Origin of the sequence: Paenibacillus sp. cl123 (assembly GCF_900101595.1) — a bacterium.
In the GTDB taxonomy this organism is placed as follows: Bacteria; Bacillota; Bacilli; order Paenibacillales; family NBRC-103111; genus Paenibacillus_G.
Map to the genome: position 1 here is coordinate 204,769 of NZ_FMYY01000005.1, position 19,914 is coordinate 224,682.

Annotated in this window: 10 protein-coding genes; 8 read left to right on the forward strand and 2 right to left on the reverse strand. The window is 50.8% G+C overall.

What is annotated here, in order from left to right:
• Window positions 1–39 precede the first annotated feature (39 nt).
• From BLR08_RS11625 to BLR08_RS11660, 8 genes are all read left to right on the forward strand, one after another.
• A complete protein-coding gene (locus BLR08_RS11625) occupies window positions 40–1,587 on the forward strand; it encodes an ABC transporter substrate-binding protein (protein ID WP_176835492.1) in 1,548 nt (515 codons plus the stop codon).
• A 246-nt stretch (window positions 1,588–1,833) separates the two neighbouring features.
• The gene (locus BLR08_RS11630; protein ID WP_072329345.1) at window positions 1,834–6,324 is read left to right on the forward strand and encodes a stalk domain-containing protein; all 4,491 of its coding nucleotides are present in this window, start codon (window positions 1,834–1,836) and stop codon (window positions 6,322–6,324) included.
• A 161-nt stretch (window positions 6,325–6,485) separates the two neighbouring features.
• Window positions 6,486–10,484, forward strand: coding sequence for a stalk domain-containing protein (locus BLR08_RS11635; protein WP_176835493.1), 3,999 nt, complete (start codon window positions 6,486–6,488; stop codon window positions 10,482–10,484).
• A 40-nt stretch (window positions 10,485–10,524) separates the two neighbouring features.
• Window positions 10,525–12,111 carry an ABC transporter substrate-binding protein gene (locus tag BLR08_RS11640; RefSeq protein ID WP_083536920.1) on the forward strand — a complete coding sequence of 529 codons (1,587 nt, stop codon included), beginning with the start codon at window positions 10,525–10,527 and terminating at the stop codon, window positions 12,109–12,111.
• 186 nt (window positions 12,112–12,297) lie between these two features.
• Window positions 12,298–13,434 carry an o-succinylbenzoate synthase gene (menC, locus tag BLR08_RS11645; protein ID WP_072329343.1) on the forward strand — a complete coding sequence of 379 codons (1,137 nt, stop codon included), beginning with the start codon at window positions 12,298–12,300 and terminating at the stop codon, window positions 13,432–13,434.
• Window positions 13,435–13,438: 4 nt separating this feature from the next.
• Window positions 13,439–14,392, forward strand: a complete 954-nt coding sequence (locus BLR08_RS11650) for a carbon-nitrogen hydrolase family protein (protein WP_072329342.1) — start codon at window positions 13,439–13,441, stop codon at window positions 14,390–14,392.
• 37 nt (window positions 14,393–14,429) lie between these two features.
• Window positions 14,430–15,260: a GNAT family N-acetyltransferase gene (locus tag BLR08_RS11655; protein WP_072329341.1), complete on the forward strand. Its 831-nt coding sequence runs from the start codon at window positions 14,430–14,432 to the stop codon at window positions 15,258–15,260.
• An 11-nt stretch (window positions 15,261–15,271) separates the two neighbouring features.
• The gene (locus tag BLR08_RS11660) at window positions 15,272–16,429 is read left to right on the forward strand and encodes an amidohydrolase (RefSeq protein ID WP_176835494.1); all 1,158 of its coding nucleotides are present in this window, start codon (window positions 15,272–15,274) and stop codon (window positions 16,427–16,429) included.
• Window positions 16,430–16,472: 43 nt separating this feature from the next.
• On the opposite strand, the gene BLR08_RS11665 is transcribed toward BLR08_RS11660, so the two are convergent.
• Complete coding sequence (locus BLR08_RS11665) at window positions 16,473–18,263, reverse strand: sensor histidine kinase (protein WP_072329339.1); 1,791 nt, start codon at window positions 18,261–18,263, stop codon at window positions 16,473–16,475.
• The gene (locus tag BLR08_RS11670; RefSeq protein ID WP_072329338.1) at window positions 18,256–19,809 is read right to left on the reverse strand and encodes a response regulator; all 1,554 of its coding nucleotides are present in this window, start codon (window positions 19,807–19,809) and stop codon (window positions 18,256–18,258) included. The genes BLR08_RS11665 and BLR08_RS11670 overlap by 8 nt, the downstream gene beginning before the upstream one ends.
• Window positions 19,810–19,914: the final 105 nt, after the last annotated feature.

Below are 19,914 nucleotides of genomic sequence, written 5' to 3' on the forward strand. Positions count from 1 at the left end.
GGGGGAAAGAGGATGAATTTGAAAAAGAGGAAGTCTTGGTTGGTCTCAGTACCAATGCTTATGCTTAGCATGCTGGTCGGCGCGTGCACCGGCGGGAACAGCTCAGAAAGCACATCCCCATCGACTACGGGGACACCGGAAGCGTCGGCAAGCGCGTCGCCGGCAGCGATTGACACGTCGAACCCTGTCACGATCAAGCTGGTATTGGTAGGGACGAAACCGGCAGACACAGACGAAGTGTACGCAGAAGTGAATAAGATCCTGAAGAAGAAGATCAACACCACGCTCGATGTCCGATTCCTTGATTTTAACGAATACAACCAAAAGTATCCGCTCATGTTCGCGGCGAATGAAGACTTTGACATGGCTCTCACCGGCAACTGGTTATTCTATCCGCAAACCGCCCGAAAGGACGGCTTCCTGGAATTGAAGGAAGACATGATCAAGAAGTATATGCCGCAGACGTGGGCGCAGCAGCCACCGCTTGCTTTTGAGCAATCGAAAGTAGACGGGAAGCTCTACATGATTTCGAGCAATGCCTTTGAATCGGGCTTTAATGTAGCGATCATCCGCGGCGATTTGAGGGAGAAATACAAGCTGCCGGAAGTGAAGTCGCTAACCGATTATGTCAACTTCATGACGACGGTCGCCAAGAACGAGAAGGGCATCACCGCCTTCGGCGGACCGAGCGTTAACATTACCCCGAACCCCATTCCGATCATGTTTGCCGATCTGGAACGACTCTTCGTGCATGGCAGCGCCCCGCTCGCCTATGACATGAAAAGCCCGAACCCGAAGCTTGTCAACTACCTGGACGACCCGGAATACTCGGGAAGGTTAAATATGCTCTACGAGATGGCTCAGAACGGCGTGTGGGAGAAAGATTCCATCGTGTCCAAGACAAATTGGTTGGAAGCCTTCAAACAAGGCAAAACCGCGGCTCATTACGGCAACATCCTGAACATGTCAGCCGCGATGGAAGCCATCAATCTGGCCCATCCCGAGTGGAAGCCTGAAGTCATCGATCTTTTTCCGGATACCAAGCGGACTCGTTCGCCTTTTAACGGCGGCGGGATCGCCATCCATGCCACCTCCAAGAATCCTGAGCGAGCAATGATGGCGTTGGATCTTCTCCGTTACGACAAAGAACTGTTCGATTTGACGGTCTTAGGCATCAAAGGCAAGCACTGGGAGCCGATTGGCGACAACAAGTTCAGAAGTCTGCCGGCTTCAACCGGATATCCGCCGGACGGCGCTTCTCCTTGGGGCTGGAGAACACAAGAGCTGATCCGTCAGCTTGAAGGACCGGCCGGTGATCTTCTAGCGGCTACCAATGCAAAATGGAAAGCAAACAATATCATCGACACCAAGCTAGCGACATTTGTGCTCGATGATACTAACATCAAGAACGAGCTGGCTGCACTGGCTAACGTGCAGAAGACGTATTTGCTGCCTATTTATCATGGTCTTGTGAAGCCGGAGGAAGGAATTCCGGTAGCGAAGCAAAAACTGAAGGAGGCGGGACTTGACAAGGTCCAGGCCGAAATGCAAAAACAAATTGACGAATTTATCAAGAAAAACCCTTAATCTCAGCATGATAAGCGGGATGGCGCGGCTCTTATATAAGAAGCTGTTTCGTCTCGCTTTTATCTAAGCTGATATGATCGATCACATTAAGTATGGTAACGCTTCCATAGGCTAATCCCGTGAAAACGGTTAGCATATATGCAGTCCAATCATACGCGAGGGGAGGTCATAGGCGGATAAAGGGAAGCTCGAGGAGCGGGCGAGTCGAATGGAGAAAAATTAGTTGACAAAGAAAGGGTGAACTTAATGACCGGTTTGGTTTCGGGAATAACCAAAAAATGGATCTCCATGATGTTATGTTTGGCCATGTTAGGCGGTTTAATAGGAACTACAACGCAGAAGGCGGAAGCGGCGGAGATATCTGCACTGCCTGTTTATGATACCTTTGATGCCGATCAGACAGGTGTTGCGCCAGCAGGATACATAGTAACGGGAACGGGAGGCACAGTCCTCGTCAGCGAAGCAACAGGAGCCGGAAACAAGACGATGGAGCTGAAGGATACTGACTCAGGCAGCAATGGCGTTTCAGTAACGAAAACCTTTACGCCTAAAGTAGGGGGCAAAGTTCTCGTTGAAGCCAAGTACATGCTATCTAAGGATGCGACGGACTCCTTTCCCGTGCTGAATGTCAGGTTGAATGGAAAGGTGGGAAGCAATACGGCAGTCAAGCCGGTTGTTCTGTTCTCCGTGTTGGGCAACGGAGCGACCCGGTTCACCATTAAAGATGCTCCCGATCCGTTTTCCCCTCAGTTTATTCCTGGCTCGTCCTACGGCATGATCCAGAATGTCTGGTATACGATGAAACTGGAGCTGGATCTGGATGCAGGAAGTTTCAATGCCTATTTGACTAGTGATGTACTGGATGCCGCTAGAGTTCCCTTTTTAAGCAATGGGATTACAAGAGTGGGTCCAACAACGGTCGCCATGCTGGGTAAGCCCCTTGTCACGACGGGAATTACTAGTATAGATCAACTTGTGTTCGCCACAGGGGCGAATTCAGGATCTTATCATTTTGATGAAGTATCCGTCAAACCGATCGTAACGTTGAATGGAAAAGTGGTTAATCCGGAGGGTGAAGCTCTGGGGGCAGTCCCGGTAAGTTTGTTCTCTGTTACGGATACGGTTTATGCAGCTCCACTTGCCAGCACACAAACTTTGGCGGATGGTACTTACAGTTTTGTTACAAGCAGCGGTTCCTATGCCGTCAGAGCTTCGTTCCCCGGTTACAAAAGCGGCACGGCTGCCGTCACGTTGACGGATCATGATGTGACCGATGTAAATATCCAATTAGCTGCCGCAACCGACAAAATCGCACCTGAAACAACCGCCTCCTTATCGCCTGCGTCTCCGGACGGACCGAATGACACGTATACAAGTCCGGTAACGCTCAATTTGGCGGCAACGGATAATGAAAAAGTGGTGAAAACCGAATACAGCTTGGACAACGGTGCAACATGGCAGCTTTATTCGGCGCCTGTTACTTATGTCAGAAAAGGTCAGTACTCGATCCAATTCCGGTCTGTTGATGAAGCAGGCAATGTGGAAACAGCAAAATCCGTTAGCTTTAACCTTTCGATTCCGATAAGCGTTGTCGCGCCAAAAGCATCCAATCAGTATAATCCAATTCCGCTTCCACAGATGGACCGTCCGCGTATATTGGTAAATAAAGAGACGCTGCCAGCTTTAAAAGAACGATTGACCCATCCGGCCTTTGACGAAGTATGGGCGAGCATCAACACGAAATCGCAACGGAACTCGACCGGCAGCTTCCCTCCAAGATCCAATAGCGCTATCACCAATATCGATATTCGAACGGTAGATGTTATGAAAGCCAATGCGTTTCTGTATCTGGTTCAAGGAGATGCGGAAGCAGGTCAGAAAGCGGTCGATATTGCAGTGAACATGGCAAATTCGGTACAGTGGAACCCGGATCGAAGCAATTCGACGACTGTTTTCAATGTAGGCAGAGAAATTGGTAGCCTGATCTTCATGGAATCTCTTGTCTATGATTGGTGTTATGACCTTATGAATGAAGGGCAACGATCAGTTATTCGCCAAGCGCTTGACACGTGGGTAAAAAACGGTCTTGAGTATCCGTATCCGCTTAAAGACCAAGACAAGTATATCCTTGCCGGACATGTGAACGGCGATGTGCATCACACGTTTAAGCTTGCCATGGGGATTGCGCTTTATGATACCAATCCCGAGTACTACAATGACATTGCGGACTTTCTTCTCAATATTTCCATGCCTGGGTTTAATGTCATGCTGGAAGCTGAGATGCCGTTCGAAGGAACGCTATACGGAGATGGCCGGCTCAAATATATGATGATGGGAAATCAGCTTTGGAAGGCCATCGGCGTAGAGCCGCTCTCGGAGAAAGCCGGCTTGGCGCTTGACAGGCTGGTATATATCCGAAGACCGGATGGTTACATCATGACGGAAGGCGATGACGGCAACAGAGATTCTGAATCGCCGTGGAATCGATTCAAATCCGGCAATATCACAAGTATGATCGCGGGCAGTATTTACAACAATCCAAGAGCGCAGGAGGAGTTTTTAAAGCAGGGCACCTATCAGGATGAACTCTATTATCTGCTGTTCTTCAATCCGGACGCACCGGCGCAGTCCGTCTATGACACGCCGCTATCCAAATACTTCCCCGCACCGTACGGTTCTATTGTGGCAAGAACGGGCTGGGATGAAGGACAGGATTCCAAATCGGTCGTCGCCGTTATGAATATCGGTGAACGGACCCAGACCAACCATCAGCATTTCGATGCCGGCGCCTTCACCTTGTATTATAAGGGCTACCAGGCGATTGATTCCGGGATGTATTCGGGAATTGATCCGGTCACCAATGAAGGGGTAGAATACGGAGACGTACATGATCTGGAATACCACAAGCAGTCTATTGCACATAATGTTGTGCAAATCGATGATCCGAACGCAGCTGAGAAGGGGACCTACTCGCCTGGCAATCAGCTCTATTATACACAAATTCCTCGAACAGTCGAGCAGTGGAATACTGACCGTAACTACCAAAGAGGAAAGATGATTTCCCACTCCATTGGGGATGACGAAATGTATCCCGACTACTCATACATCAAGGGTGAGCTCAGTTTGGCTTATGGAAAGACGCGAACCGACCACTACACGAGAAGTATGGCTTTCTTGAATTTCAAGGATGAAGAGCATCCGGCTGCGATGATTGTGTACGATAATATCAACACGCCTAATGCTAATGCCGAGAAAAAGTGGCTTCTTCATACGATCAATGAGCCTGTTATCGATGGCAGAAGATACACAAGCGAAGTGACGGAACGGGGCTATAACGGTAAGCTAGTCACGGATACGCTTTTGCCTAAAAGAAATGATCTGGAGATCGAAAAAATCGGCGGACCAGGACGCGAATTTGAGGTAGACGGCGTGAACAAAGCGATTTTGCCGACTAGCCCGACCAGCATTTCCAGTCTGGAGGCGGGGAAATGGAGAATTGAGCTGTCAAATGAAGCTCCTGCTAACCAGACACGTTTCTTAAATGTCATGCAGGTCATGGATGCCGTTTACGGGCCTAGACCGTTAAAGGCAGATTATTCTGAGACGGCTGATTTCGCAGGCGCAAGGATTTATGATCGTGTCGTCTTTTTCGCAAAAGGCTTTGATCTGATTCAAAATAAAGCGACTATTGAGTTCGAAGGAGATAAAGATCAGAAATATAAGATTTTGGTGACGGACCTTGCAGACGGATATTGGACTGCCGCGAAGAAAGGCAAGAAAGCATCCGTGAAGTATGAGGTGGTAAAAGAAGGAAATACGCTCTATTTCGAGGGTACACCAGGCACCTATACGTTACAAAAAGCAGATTCAAGCACACTTCCGCTCGCAGGCAAGGTCCCGTCTGAGCCGATGGAGAGAAAGATCCGCCTTAGAATTGACACTCAAGGGCAGGAATATGAAGTAGCCCCGAAGCTTATTAATGACGTCGTGATGGTTCCGATGAAAGACACCTTAGAAGCATTGGGCATGGAGGTGCAATGGAATCGTAAGAAGAAAACTGCGAAGGCGATCAAGGGGAATTTGACGATTGAATTCATAGCGGGCAGTGATGTGGCTAAGGTCAACGGCGAGAATTTAACCATGGACGGACCGGCAACGATGTTGAATAACACGATGCTGATACCGCTTAATGTCATCGCCGATAGCATGAATTATAAAGTGACTTGGGATCCAAAGAATCTAGTTGCAGAAATTTTGACCCAACCGCCGGCAGAGAAGCTGCAATGGGTAAGGACGGACCTTGCTCCCGTTACCCCGATTCCGATTACGGACTTGAAGGAAATTGCTTATAAGAGCTTTACGGCCACCGTTGCACCGGAAAATGTGCCGAAGCTGTTCGACAATGTCCAGGCAGGCGATTCCCGTTGGGCCGGCGATATTGGATCTCATATTATTTTTGACTTCGATCAAACGATTCAACTGGAGAGATTCGACGTTGCCATATATAACGGTCATACGAGATCAAGCCGGCTGATGTTCTCCGTTTCGAACGACGGAGTCAATTGGACACACTTGTACGGAGGAGAAACCGTGGGAGACACGAGCGATTTTATCCCATATCACTTCCCGTCTCCGCAATTTAGATACTTTAGAGTGGCGGTATTCGGCTCTACGGACGCTATCACGTTCCCGGAATTTGTATCGATATCGGAGTTGAATTTTTATGTGAAGAAGTAACATGAAAGGAAAAAGCGGGATGCTGCGTCGTCCCGCTTCTTTTCTCCAGGTAAGTCTACGGCATTCAATACAGGACTCCGGCTGGCAATCGAATGAAAGGAGTGGAGCTTGAGGATCGAATGTGAGGAAAAATCAAGACACATGCAGAAAGGATGATAATAATGGCCAGTTGGTTATATGGGTTGAACAGAAGATCGATCTCTTTGATGTTAGGTTTGGCCATGTTAGGTGGTTTACTTGGAGTCTCACCACAAAAGGCTGAAGCGGCAGAGCTGTCGGAAGTCCCTACTATTGAAACATTTGATACCGGGCAGACAGGTCTCGCGCCTGCAGGCTATACGGTAACGGGGACGGGAGGCACAGCTCTTATCAGCGAATCGGCAGGAGCCGGTAACAAGACTTTGGAACTTAAGGATACAGACTCCACCAATGCCGGTGTTGCAGCGACGAAGACGTTTACGCCTCTAGTAGGCGGCAAAGCACTCGTCGAAACCAAGTACCTGCTAAAAAAAGATACGACGAATATCATTCCGCTGCTGAGTGTCAGATTGAACGGAAAGATGGGGGCAAGTACGACAGTCAAGCCGGCCGTACAGTTCGCCGTATTAGGCAACGGGGCGCCCCGTTTCACCATTAAAGAAGCTCCAGACCCGTTTGAAGGCCAGTTTATTCCTAATTCCTCTTACAGCATTTCAGAGAATTTCTGGTATACGATGCAATTGGTGCTGGATCTGGATGAAGGAACCTTCGACGCCTATCTGACAAGCGAGATGTTAGATGACTCCCATGCTAACGTTTTATCCGATGGAATTACAAGAGTGGGCCCGACTACGGTTGCCATGTTAGGTAAACCTCTTGTAACGACAGGAGTTACAAGCATCGATCAAATCGTGTTCTCTACAGGAGTAAATTCAGGGTCCTATCATATCGACAATGTGATGATCAAACGGATCACTCCTAAACTATCCAATCAGTATGATCCGATACCGATTCCGCAAAACGATCGACCACGTGTTCTAGTCAACAAGGATATGCTTCCTACTCTTATTGCGAGAGTGACGGATCCGGCTTTTGATACGGTTTGGAACAGTATCAATACGAATGCGCAAAAAAGCGTGACCGGCATTTTGCCCGTCCTACCCAACCCCATACCGAACGACGTATACACCAATTTAAATAACGAAGCGGTGGAAGTCATGAAAGCCAATGCGATTCGTTACCTGATTTACGGGGATGTGACGGCCCGTGACAAAGCGGCTGATCTTGCCGTGAATCTGGCGACTACGGTGCAATGGAATGGTAATCGTTCGGATGGCACGATTGTATTCAATGTAGGCAGGCAAATGGGAAGCCTGATGTTCTTCACATCCCTTGTTTATGACTGGTGCTACGATAGCTTTAGTGCTGCGGAGAGAACGACCATCCGCGGAAAGCTTGACGATTGGGTGAAGACAGCTCTTGAGTATCCTTATCCGATCAGGGACGAAGACAAGTATATTCTTGCCGGTCACGTCAATGGCGAGGTACATCATCAATTCAAGCTGGCGATGGCGATTGCGCTTTTCGATACGAATCCCGAGTACTATGAAGACCTGGCGGATTATATCCTGAATGTGAGCATGCCGGGTTTTAATGTGATGCTCGACTCCGAAATGCCATTCGAAGGTCCTGCTTACGGGGATAACCGGCTGAAGTATATCATGATGGGCAATCAGCTCTGGAAGGCAATCGGCATTGAGCCGCTTACGGAGAAAGTCGGATTAGCGCTAGACCGGCAGGTGTTTACTCGAAGACCGGACGGTTATATCATGACGGAGGGCGATGACTTTAACACGGATGCCATAAGGTCATTTCATCGATTCAACCACGGAAATATTACGAATATGATAGCCGGCAGTGTTTACAATAATCCGAAAGCGCAGAACGAGTTTATCAAGCAAAAGTACATCGCGGACGATTTGTATTATCTTTTGTTCTTCGATCCGAACGCGCCGAAGCAGTCCGAATATGATACGCCTTTGTCCCGGTACTTCCCCGCGCCGTATGGCTCCATCGTGGCGAGAACGGGATGGGATGAAGGAACGGATTCCAAAGCCGTCTTCGCTGTCATGAATATCGGTGAAAGACTCCAGACCAACCACCAGCATTTTGATGCCGGAGCCTTCTCTCTGTATTACAAAGGCTATCTGGCGATCGACTCCGGTATTTATTCCGGCAAAGATCCGGCGACCGGAGACGAGATCAATTACGGATCCGTCCACGACTTACAATATAACAAGCAGTCCATCGCGCATAATGTCGTACAGATCGAGGATCCGACCGCGTCCCAGCAGGGAACCTACTCGCCGTCGAATCAGCTCTATAACACCCAAATTCCAAGAACGGTCGAGCAGTGGAATACCGACTCTGGCTACCATAGAGGAGAGATCCTCTCTCACTCCATCGGAGACGATGAGATGCATCCCGATTACTCTTATATCAAGGGTGAGCTCAGTTCGGCTTATGGAAACACGGGCTTGAATCCCAGAGCCGAAAATTATACGAGAAGTATGGCTTTCTTGAATTTCAAGGATGACGAACATCCGGCGGCGATGGTCGTTTACGACAATATCGACACACCGAATGCAAACGCCGAGAAAAGATGGTTGCTCCATACCATTAACGAGCCTGTGGTAACAGGAAACCGAACTACAAGCGTCGTAACGGAACGGGGCTATTATAACGGCAAGCTGGTTACCGACACGCTGCTGCCTCAGAGCAGCGATCTGAACGTCGAGAAAATCGGCGGACCCGGATGTGTAAACGAGCTGAATGGAAGCTGCGCATTTGAGGTAGACGGAGTAAATAAGCCGATTATCGCCAGAGAACAATCTGACATAGCCGGACTGGAAGCGGGAAAATGGAGACTTGAGCTTTCCAGCGAGACTCCCGCTAACCGTACGCGGTTCTTGAACGTGATGCAAGTGATGGATGCCGCGGGTGGTCCCGCGCCGTTAGATGTGCATTATTCCGAGACGAATGATTATGCCGGCGCAAGGATTCACGATCGTGTCGTCTTTTTTGCAAAAGATTTCGATCTGGTGGATCAACAAGCAACGATCACCTTCACGGGTCAGACGAATCAGAATTACAAGATTCTGGTTACCGACCTTGAAGACGGATATTGGACGGCCGTGAAGCAAGGAGGGACGGCAACCGTGAAGTATGAAGCCGTTCAAGAGGGAAACACGATCTATTTCGAGGGTACGCCAGGCACCTATACGTTGCAAAAAGCGGATTCCAGTACGCTTCCGCTCGCCGCCCAGGTACCATCCGAACCGGTGGAGAGAAAGATTCGCGTACGAATTGACACGCAGGGGCTGGATTTGGATGTTGCCCCTATGCTAAATAATACCCTCGTGATGGTTCCGATGAGAGGCGTTCTTGAAGAGATGGGCATGACGGTGAATTGGAATGCTGCCACGAATACGGCAACAGCTACCAAAGGTAACTTGACGATTCAGTTTGTGTCGGGCAGCAATGTGGCAAAGGTCAACGGTATAAATATGACCATGGATGCTCAGGCAACCGGAGCTAATAACCAAATGCTTATTCCAGATACATTTATACAGCAAAGCGGTCTGCGATATACGGTGGCCTGGAATGCTGAGAACCAGGTCGTGGAGTTTACCAGCCAAAAACCGCTAGTACCGTTGCAACTACAGACACAAGCGCTTGCTCCCGTCACCCCGATTCCGCTGGAAGACTTGAAGGAAATCAAGTTCAGGAGTTTTAGAGCAACCTATTCTCCACAAAATGTCTGGAAAATGTTTGACAATGATGCATTCAATGAATCACGCTGGTCAGGAGATAAAACGACTTACCTCCTATTTAATTTTGGAGAAACCATTCAACTCGAGAGGTTCGACGCAACCGTATTTAACTGGGGGGACACGAGATCCAACAAGCTCATGTTGTCCGTTTCGGAAGACGGCGAAACTTGGACGAATGTGTACGGAGGAACTACCGCGGCTGGAAACAACGGCGATGTTCTTTCTTTCAATTTCCCATCGGTAAACACCAAGTACTTTAGAGTGGCTGTATTTGGCTCATTAGAAACTCAAGTAGAGAATCCGGAATGGGTTTCCTTTTCTGAGATGAAATTCTTTGTGAAGAAGTAGAGACATGAAGTGCATTTGAATTCGATATGGGGGGAAGTGTATGAAAGGGATGAAGTCTATGAATGGTATGCGAAAAAAAATGCAAGTTGGCATTATGCCGATTCTGGCGCTGAGCATGCTGGCAAGTGCGTGCAGCGGCAATACGGAAACTCAGTCAACGTCATCACCAGGCGTGTCTACATCGGCGAAGCCGTCTGAAAGTGCAACGAAAATAGATACAACGAAGCCGGTCAAGCTGAAGTTAGTTCTGGTCGGTACGAAGCCGCCGGATACCGATGAAGTGTATGCGGAAGTTAACAAAATTCTGAAGCAAAAAATCAATACCGAGTTAGAGATCCGATACCTGGACCTCAATGAGTACAATAAAAAATATCCGTTATTGTTTGCCGCTAACGAGGATTTTGACATGATTTTTGCCAGCAGCTGGACATTTTACAATGAAACGTCGAGGAAAGACGGATTCCTTGAATTAACCGAGGATTTACTTAAAACCTATGCGCCCAATACGTGGAAAAATCAAAATCCGATAGGTTGGGAACAAGCCAAGATTAACGGCAAAATCTATATGGTGCCGCAAGATACTTTTTCCAGCGGATTTCAGGTAGGTTTAATTCGAGGCGACTTGCGAGAAAAATACAACCTGCCGGAAGTGAAGACACAGACTGACTTGGTCAACTATTTGACTACGATTGCCAAAAACGAGAAGAGCTTGACTGCATTCGGCGGCCCTCCCGCTACATTAAGCGCTGTTCCAGTTCCTATTTTCTTTCTTGATATGGAACTGCGTTTCCTCCACGGAGCGGTTCCGCTTGCTTATGACATCAATAATACGAAACCGAAGCTTACGAATTATTTGGAAAACCCCAAGACGCTGGAAAAGATGAACTTGTTTTATGAGATGGCTCAGCAAGGCGTCTGGACGAAGGATGCCATCGTATCCAAGACGGATTGGAAGAAGGCGTTTGAAGAAGGCAAAACGGCTGCTTATTTTCATAACATAGCGACCGTAGCTGTGTTAATGGACGGTGTACTGAGAACGCATCCGGAATGGAAGCCCGAGTTAATTGACGTCAATCCAACGGCGAAGCAATTCCAGGTTCCGCTGATTAATGGTGGAATCGGCATTCACGCAACTTCCAAACATGCAGAGCGGGCATTAATGGCACTCGATCTTCTCAGGTATGACAAAGATTTATATGATTTAACCTTTTACGGGATCAAAGGAAAGCACTGGGAGCCTGTTGGAGATAAGAAGTTCAGAAGTTTGCCCGCATCCGCCAATTATCCGCCTGAAGGCTCTAGTCCTTGGGGCTGGAGAACCCCGCTTTCCCGGCAGGTAGAAGGATTAACGGGCGATCTGGTAGAGTCGGTTTACAGCAGATGGAAATCCGGGAATATCATCCACAGCCCGCTTGAAACATTCGCTCTCGATGATTCCAAGATCAAAAACGAGCTTGCTGCGCTTAATAATGTTACACAAACGTATTTGCTGCCCATCTATCACGGCTTGGTCAAACCGGAAGAAGGTCTTCCGCAGGTGCTCGAAAAGATGAAGCAGGCGGGCCTTGACAAAGTTCAGGCAGAGTTCCAGGCTCAATTGGACGCATATATCGCAAGCAAGAAATAAGGACCATGGCGGGGCTGCTCAAGATTGGTTCTATGAAACGGCAGCCCTGCTTTTTTACCGCAATCCCCCTTTCCTCGCACCTTAATTCCGAACATGTAATCGAAAGTTTGCCGGGGTCCAATTCAAGAGCGGTTCCGTTAGAATTGTAAGCATAGGAAGTTACAGGTTGAAAGGAGTCTTACTTTTATGAAAATTGATCGCATTACATTAAGACAGGTGCAAGTGCCCTTGAAAGCTCCCTTCGAGACAAGCTTCGGACGGATGTCGAAGAAAGAGTGCGTGATCGTGGCTGTACATAGCGACGGATGTGTCGGGTACGGGGAAAGCGTCGCTTTCTCGCATCCTTACTACAACGAAGAAACGACGGAGACGATCTGGTATATGCTGGAGCATTATCTGGTCCCCTCGTTGGTCGGCAAGGAGGTGACAAGACCCGAGGAAGTCTCGGAGCTCTTCGCTTCCATCCGCCGCAACCATATGGCCATCGCCTCGATCGAAACGGCCGTGTGGGATCTATATGCGAAACGGAATGGGATATCGTTGGCGCAAGCGCTAGGGGGCGGCAGGCAAGAAATCGAGGTTGGCGTAAGCATCGGGATCGAGCCGACGACCGCTCATGTCGTTCGGAACGTGGAACGATTCGTGGAACAGGGCTATAGGCGGATGAAGGTGAAGATCAAGCCCGGTTTCGATATTGAACTGGTTCAGGCGATACGCAAGCGATTCGGCGACGAGCTGCCGCTCATGGTCGATGCGAATTCCGCTTACACCCTTAAGGATATGCCCATCCTGAAGGAGCTGGACCGCTATAATCTGATGATGATCGAGCAGCCGCTGGCGCATGACGATATTATCGAGCACGCGGCTCTGCAGAAGGAGCTGCGTACGCCTATTTGCCTGGACGAGAGCATTCACACGCTGGCTGACGCAAGTCATGCCATCGATCTTGGGAGCTGCCGGATCATGAATATTAAGATCGGCAGGGTAGGCGGATTCACGAATGCGAAGCGGATTCACGATCTTTGCTCACAGCGGGGCATACCGGTATGGTGCGGAGGGATGCTGGAGCTCGGCATCGGCCGCCTCCATAACGTCGCCATCTCCTCCTTGTCCAATTTCTCGATACCCGGCGATGTATCCGCCTCCGACCGTTTCTGGGAGCAGGATATCGTGGTGCCGGGCATTGAGCTGGTTCGTCCAGGCGTATTGGCGGTTCCGGCAAACGCGGGTATCGGCCATGAAGTATGTGAGGAAACGCTGGAGCGATTCACGACCAGGAAGCTGCAAAGCGACCGCCTGAGCGCGGGAACACGGGAGGTGTGATCAGATGTCCAACTATGTGAAGATTAGCTGCCTGGCTCCGCCGCTGAAAGAGGTGGATCCCGGGCAGGAGTACGAAGCAGTCGTCAATCAAATGATAGAAAAATGGGAGGAGCATCTGCTGCATGTACTGCCGGAGCAGCCCGATCTCATCGTGCTGCCCGAATGCTGCGACGATCCTGCCTTCAAGGGCATGAGCACAGAGTGGCTGTATGAGTTCTATCGGCACCGGGGGGACCGGATCCGCGATTTCTTCGCCGGGGTTGCGCGAGCCCATCGGTGTTATATCGCTTATTCCGCCAACGTCGAGCTGCCGGACGGCAGCTTCCGTAACGCGACTCAGTTTCTGGATCGCTCCGGTAACGTCTGCGGCGTGTATAACAAAAATTTTATTACGATTCGGCAGAAGTCCACATCCGGCACGTTATACGGGAACGAAGCTCAGGTCATACAGACGGATTTCGGCCGGGTGGCTTGTATCATTTGCTTTGATATCAATTTCAACGAGTTGCTGGAGCAATATGTGCAGCAAAAGCCGGATTTGATCGTATTTTCGTCCGCTTACCATGGGGGCTTGCTGCAAGCCCATTGGGCGTACACCTGCAGGGCCCATTTTGCAAGCGCGATATGGCGTCCCGACTATTCCTCCATTATCACCCCCGTCGGCGAAGTGGCGGGAGAGAGCACCCTCTTCTATCCTTTCGTGACAAGAACGATCAATTTGGACAGCGTGGTCGTTCATTATGATTACAATTGGGAGAAGCTTGAGAAGGTGAAGCGGAAATACGGCTCCAAGGTTATGATCAGCGATCCGACGCGCCTGAACGCGTTTTTGATCTCAAGCGAAACCGATGAGTTCACGATCCAGGATATCGTAGAAGAATTTGACTTGGAACTGTTGGACGATTATTGGATAAGATGCCGGGCCGATCGAGGCAAGCCCGGTCATCTCGAGCCGTAATATGCCGGGCGGAGAAGAGGGGAGTAGGAAGAAGGACATGGCTTCCGTATATGAGGAAAAACCTGTTCAGTATCGTCTAGTGACCGACGTCGGCGAGCTTCGCGACGTTGTCGGTTTGCAGCACAAAGTGTGGGGACCCGAGCCGGTTACCTCCATGCAGCAGATGCGCGCGGCAATCCTTCACGGAGGATCGGTCATTGGGGCCTTTTGCGAAGGGTCGCTCGTCGGATTCTGTTACGGATTCATCGGTTATGACGGCAAGGAGCCTTACGTAGGTTCTCATATGATGGGCATTCATCCCGAGTATCGCGACCGGGGGATCGGGATGCGGTTAAAGCTGGAGCAGCGATTATGGGCGATGCAGGCCGGGTACGGCAAAATCGTGTGGACCTTCGATCCTTTCGAATCGCGGAACGGGTATTTGAACCTGTGCAAGCTCGGCGGCACGGTGTCTGCCTATATTCCCGAATTTTACGGACTTGATGCCGGCGGCTATCCCACAGATCGGTTCGTCGTGGAGTGGGCGTTATCCTCGGATCGCGTAATACGCGCAATCAGCGGGCAGGCGGAGCCGCCGAACGACGCGTCCGTCTATCCGCAGCTATTGGCCATCGAATATAGGGATGAGCAGGTGACCGGTATGGGGGAAACAGCCTTGCATTCGCTGCTCGGCAAGTCGAATGGGCTCCGATTGCCGGTTCCGCGAGCTGCGTCCAAGCTGAAGCGGCTGCAGCCTGATGTATATAAGGTGTGGCAGCGGCATTTCCGCGAGCTGGCCATTGCTTCTTTCGCCAGCGGTTATCAGGTGGTGTCCTGCCATCAGCAGGCCCCGGAGGTTCAAGACTATGTGCTTGAACGGCAAGCATGAAGGAACTGATCATGGCATGGCTCCACGCACACCGGGAGGAGCTGAAGACGACCTACTCGGAGCTGCACGCGTTAGCGGAACCAAGCTGGCAGGAGTACAAGACGACGCAATTCCTTCAGCGGGCTGTAGAGGAGATCGGGATCGAATATGAGGGTTTTCCCACTCATACCGGGCTTATCGCACATTGGAGAGGAAGCAGAGAATCCGCAGGGGAGGGGCAGGGAAATGGCTCCGTTATCGCGCTTCGAGCGGATATCGATGCGTTATGGCAGCAAGTGGACGGAGTGACCAAAGCGAATCATTCCTGCGGACATGATGCGCATATGACGATGGTGCTGTATGCGCTTAAAGCATTGCGGGCCATCGGATTCCAGCCTGCCGGAGAGCTCCGGGTGCTGTTCCAGCCCGCAGAGGAAGTGGGGAGTGGCGCGCTCAAGCTGATCGAGGCAGGCTGCCTGGAGCAGGTGGACTATTTGTTAGGCATCCACCTGCGGCCGGTCAAGGAGCTTGCATACGGGCAAGTCTCCAGCGCCATTTATCATGGGGCGTGCGCGGTACTTAAGGGGAGCGTCGCCGGCCGTCAGGCTCATGCCGCCCGGCCCGATGACGGAGTCAATGCGATTGAAGCGATGGCTGGCCTCATACAGGCAGTCCGGGCTATCTCTATAGACTTCGCAGACGCCCGTGCTTCCTGCAAAGTGACGAAGCTGCATGTTCCGAACGAAAGCAGCAATATCATACCGGATTACGCTTCATTTGCAATAGACGTGCGCGCGCAGACGAATGAAACGATGGATGCCTTGATCCCGGCGTTAATGGCTGCCGTCCACTCCGCTGCCCATGCAAATGGAGGAACGGCGGAGCTGCAGCTGACATCCCGTACGGTGGCCGCGCGTCCCGATCCCGAACTGGAAGCTTTAGTCGGAGACGTCATCTTGGAGCTGCTCGGCGATGCCGGAAGGGCTCAGCCGCCCGTGACGCCAGGCGGAGAAGACTTTCATTTCTATCCGCTCCACAAGCCGAAGCTGCACGCCACCATGATCGGACTCGGTTGCGGCCTGCTCCCCGGACTGCATCATCCGCAGATGCAATTTAATTTGGATGCCTTAGAGCTCGGAGCGGCGATCCTGGCTTTATCGGTCGTCCGGATAAATGCCGTTCGCACCTAAGCGGGCCGTTTGGCCCGCTTCGCTGCTTTCAGCATCCAACCGTTTACGCTCCATGATCCGAATCCTCTCTATACCTCATATGCACTTCCACGATCATCCCATCGCCGGGCGAGCTGTAGAACTGAAGTCCTAATGCATCTCCATAGTACAGCTTAATTCGCTCCTGAACGTTACGCAGTCCGTAGCCGCTGCCGTTCGGGTTGTTGATCCTGCCCCCGGATCGCAGCGCCTCCAGCTGCGCCTCGTCCATGCCGGCCCCGTCGTCAGCGACCGTCAGGATGAGCTGCTCCCCCTGGCGATCGCAGGTTATCGTAATGACTCCTTCCCGATTCTCGCTCTTCAATATGCCGTGCAGGATGGCATTTTCGATGATGGGCTGGAGGGTAAGCTTCGGAATGAGACCCTGCATAATATCCTCATCGATCTGTACGTGAAAGCCGATTCGCTGCTGGAAGCGAATATTTTGGATCTGAACATAATAGTCGACAAGCTTCAGCTCTTGTTCCACTGTGATAATATCCTGCCCGTTGCTGAGTGTAAGCTTGTAATAGCCGGCTAAGGAATGAACAAGGGAGGGGATTTGGTCGCTCATCCCGATTTGCGCCATCCAATTGATCTGATCCAGCGTATTGTACAGAAAGTGGGGATTGATCTGGGATTGAAGGGCTTTTAATTCCGATTTGATCGCTCTCATTTCGAAATCCTTTAACATGGCTAATTGCCTGGACATATAATTATAGCTTTGGATGAGCTCGCCGATCTCATCGTCCCCCGACGGCTTCGCGATCGGCTCAAGCGAGCCGGCCTCCACGGCTTTCATCTTGCGGCTCAAATACGTAATCCGCCTTGTCATATGAAGAGAGATCACATGGGCAAGCCCGATGGCCAGCAGCCCGACGGCAAGCAAGCCGACAAGGAGCTCGTTCTGCAGGCGTACGCTTCTGGACACGATCTCTTGATGGGGAATGACGGTAACCATGGTCAGGTTGGTTTGCGGAATGGGCAGTTGAAGGAATTCAAGCCTTCTGCCGTTTACGATCTGCGTATGATTGTCACTCTCTTGCTGAAATATGGCCGGCGCAGCGCCTTCAGCCGGAAGATACTGTTCCATGAGCTTGTCGTCCGAAGCAATCAATATCAAGCCGTCGCCGCTCTGCAAATACGTTAGACTATTTTTCACCGTATTCGCGCGCGAAACAATAGCTTTGAGATTCCGTTCATCCATATCGATACGAAGAAGACCGATCGTATCATTATAGCGGTCGGGATGACGGAGGAGCCGGACAAGCGATATGACCGGAGCGGCGTCGGCTTCGGTTTGATAATTGCCGGAGGAGAACCACATCAGCTTGACCCTCGAAGCGTCCAGCTCCCGGTACCATGCCGTGTGTGTGATATCCTCCAATCGAAACGTGTTGTTTCCTTCGCTGGCGAACAGGAAGCCTTGAGGCATATAAAGCCGAACGGCGCTTATATCCATGCCGTCCTGGTGAGAGCCAAGGAACTGAGTCAACCTGTTTCCGTCCTCTAATTGTTCATAGAGCGTATAGCTCGCAACGTTTCGCGTCAGGATGCGGGTCAACTGAACCTCATCCTGAGCGATGAGATCCGATATGTCGGTCACGCGCTTCAGCTTATACGCAAGAAAGGAATGCGTCTGGTTAAAGCTTTGATTCAGCGAAAAACTTACCATTTCCTGGATGATGCCGGCTACTTTGCCCGATGCGTAAAACTGAAGATAAAGAATAGGGAAGAGGATAAGCAGCAGATAAGACAGCAGCAGCTTTTGCTTTACTCTTAATTTAAGCAGGAGGCGGTTGACGGCATTAAACATCGGCAACCCGCTTCCTGTATTCCGACGGCTGCAACCCGGTTATTTTTTTGAATATTTTGCTGAAATACTCCCCGTCCCCGTAGCCTACCTGCAAGGCGATGTCAAACAGCTTGAGGTCCTTGTTGGCCAAAAGCTCTTTCGCACGGTCAATTCGGTATTCCGAAAGATGATGCTTGATCGTCATCCCCGTACCTTCCTTGAAGACAAAGCACATATGGGGGACGGTCACGCCAACAGACTCGCTGATTTCGGTCAGGGACAACTGGCGGTTCCCGTAATGACGCTCGATGTACTGCATGACATGCCGGATGATCGAATTGCCCTTGCGCGTCTCCAAGTAATCAAATAAAACGCCGAGCTCATCGCTCAACAGCTTATGCAGGCCGTCTAATGTCTGGCAAGCATACAAACGCGCCGCAAATGCTCCTACCGCCGCCTCCTGCTTGAAAGCGGGATTGCCACTCTCTTTACCGGCTTGTTGAATCGTCTGGTACAGCTGCAAATAAATGCCTTTGGTATAAGCAACCTGAGTGTCCGGATAGCGCCGAATGTCGCGCGTCAGCTCCGTCAGCCAAAGCTTAGCCTGCTGCGGGCCTTCTTGGTGAAGCGAGTGGGCAAACGCTGCCAGCCGCTCGTCAGGCAATAGAAAAGAATCGGTGCTCGAAGGAGCGGCTGACTCCCGGATAACCGTGTTCGGCGGCTCGTAGAAGCTTCGTTGGAGCTGGATTACAGCGGATAAATAGGAATCGTACATCCGATCCATGCCCTGGACCTGCCGGCCGACTGCCAGATGGAAGCCGGGGGCCTTGGGCAAGCTATGCCCTATATCATGGATCCACCGTTCAAGAATGTCCGGGAAAAGGGCGTCCTGCTCCGGGCCGGAGATCAGATGAATGACCGCGTGAAAGTCGTCTCTCACCATGCTGAAGCTATGTAAACCCGCCGTCTGCGCAGCCGCTTCAAGCTTCTGCAGCAGGTTTTCAGGCAGCTCGATGGGGTGATGCCATTTGAGCATGCAGGATGCACAGGAAGGGGAGTTCCCCGGCTGCGATCCGATCAAGGGGAGCAACCGCGAGAGTCTTTCCGCATGATATTCGGGTGAACAAAGAAGCGCCGCTATCTCTCTCCTGATGAGAGGGAGGCTCTCTTCCTCGCCCATGTCGGTCTGCCTTTCTTTCGCGATCATGCTGGAAGCGCTGCGGATCGCTTCGTGCAGTTCATTCAGCTGGATCGGTTTTTCTACATAGTGAACCGCTTGCAAGGAAATAGCGGCTTTCAAATAGGCTTTGTCGGAAAAGCCGCTCATAAAGATGATGCGAACCTTCGGACAAAATGTTCGGATGTTGCGCGCCGCTTCAATTCCGTCCATGCGAGGCATACGAATATCAGTAAGCAGGATGTCCGGGCGGAACTGCTCGGCGATCTGAACGGCATCGCTGCCGTCCTCCGCGTGCATGACTTCATCGATACCGAATTGCTGCCAGCTGGTCTTCATCAGGATTCCTTGGCGAATCAATTGCTCGTCCTCTACAAGCAGCAGCTTCATGAAGCTCCTCCTTCCGGAACACCGTCATTTATACGTTTATTATAATAGGTTTCGAAGGGATGCAGCACGAAATCTTAATTCTAGACAGGAAATCGAAGGAATGGG

Coding starts and splice junctions, on each gene's coding strand:
- BLR08_RS11665 (WP_072329339.1), bottom strand. CDS start 18,263: ATGTTTAATGCCGTCAACCGCCTCCTGCTTAAATTAAGAGTAAAGCAA.
- BLR08_RS11660 (WP_176835494.1), top strand. CDS start 15,272: ATGGCATGGCTCCACGCACACCGGGAGGAGCTGAAGACGACCTACTCG.
- BLR08_RS11670 (WP_072329338.1), bottom strand. CDS start 19,809: ATGAAGCTGCTGCTTGTAGAGGACGAGCAATTGATTCGCCAAGGAATC.
- BLR08_RS11635 (WP_176835493.1), top strand. CDS start 6,486: ATGGCCAGTTGGTTATATGGGTTGAACAGAAGATCGATCTCTTTGATG.
- BLR08_RS11655 (WP_072329341.1), top strand. CDS start 14,430: ATGGCTTCCGTATATGAGGAAAAACCTGTTCAGTATCGTCTAGTGACC.
- menC (WP_072329343.1), top strand. CDS start 12,298: ATGAAAATTGATCGCATTACATTAAGACAGGTGCAAGTGCCCTTGAAA.
- BLR08_RS11650 (WP_072329342.1), top strand. CDS start 13,439: ATGTCCAACTATGTGAAGATTAGCTGCCTGGCTCCGCCGCTGAAAGAG.
- BLR08_RS11630 (WP_072329345.1), top strand. CDS start 1,834: ATGACCGGTTTGGTTTCGGGAATAACCAAAAAATGGATCTCCATGATG.
- BLR08_RS11640 (WP_083536920.1), top strand. CDS start 10,525: ATGAAAGGGATGAAGTCTATGAATGGTATGCGAAAAAAAATGCAAGTT.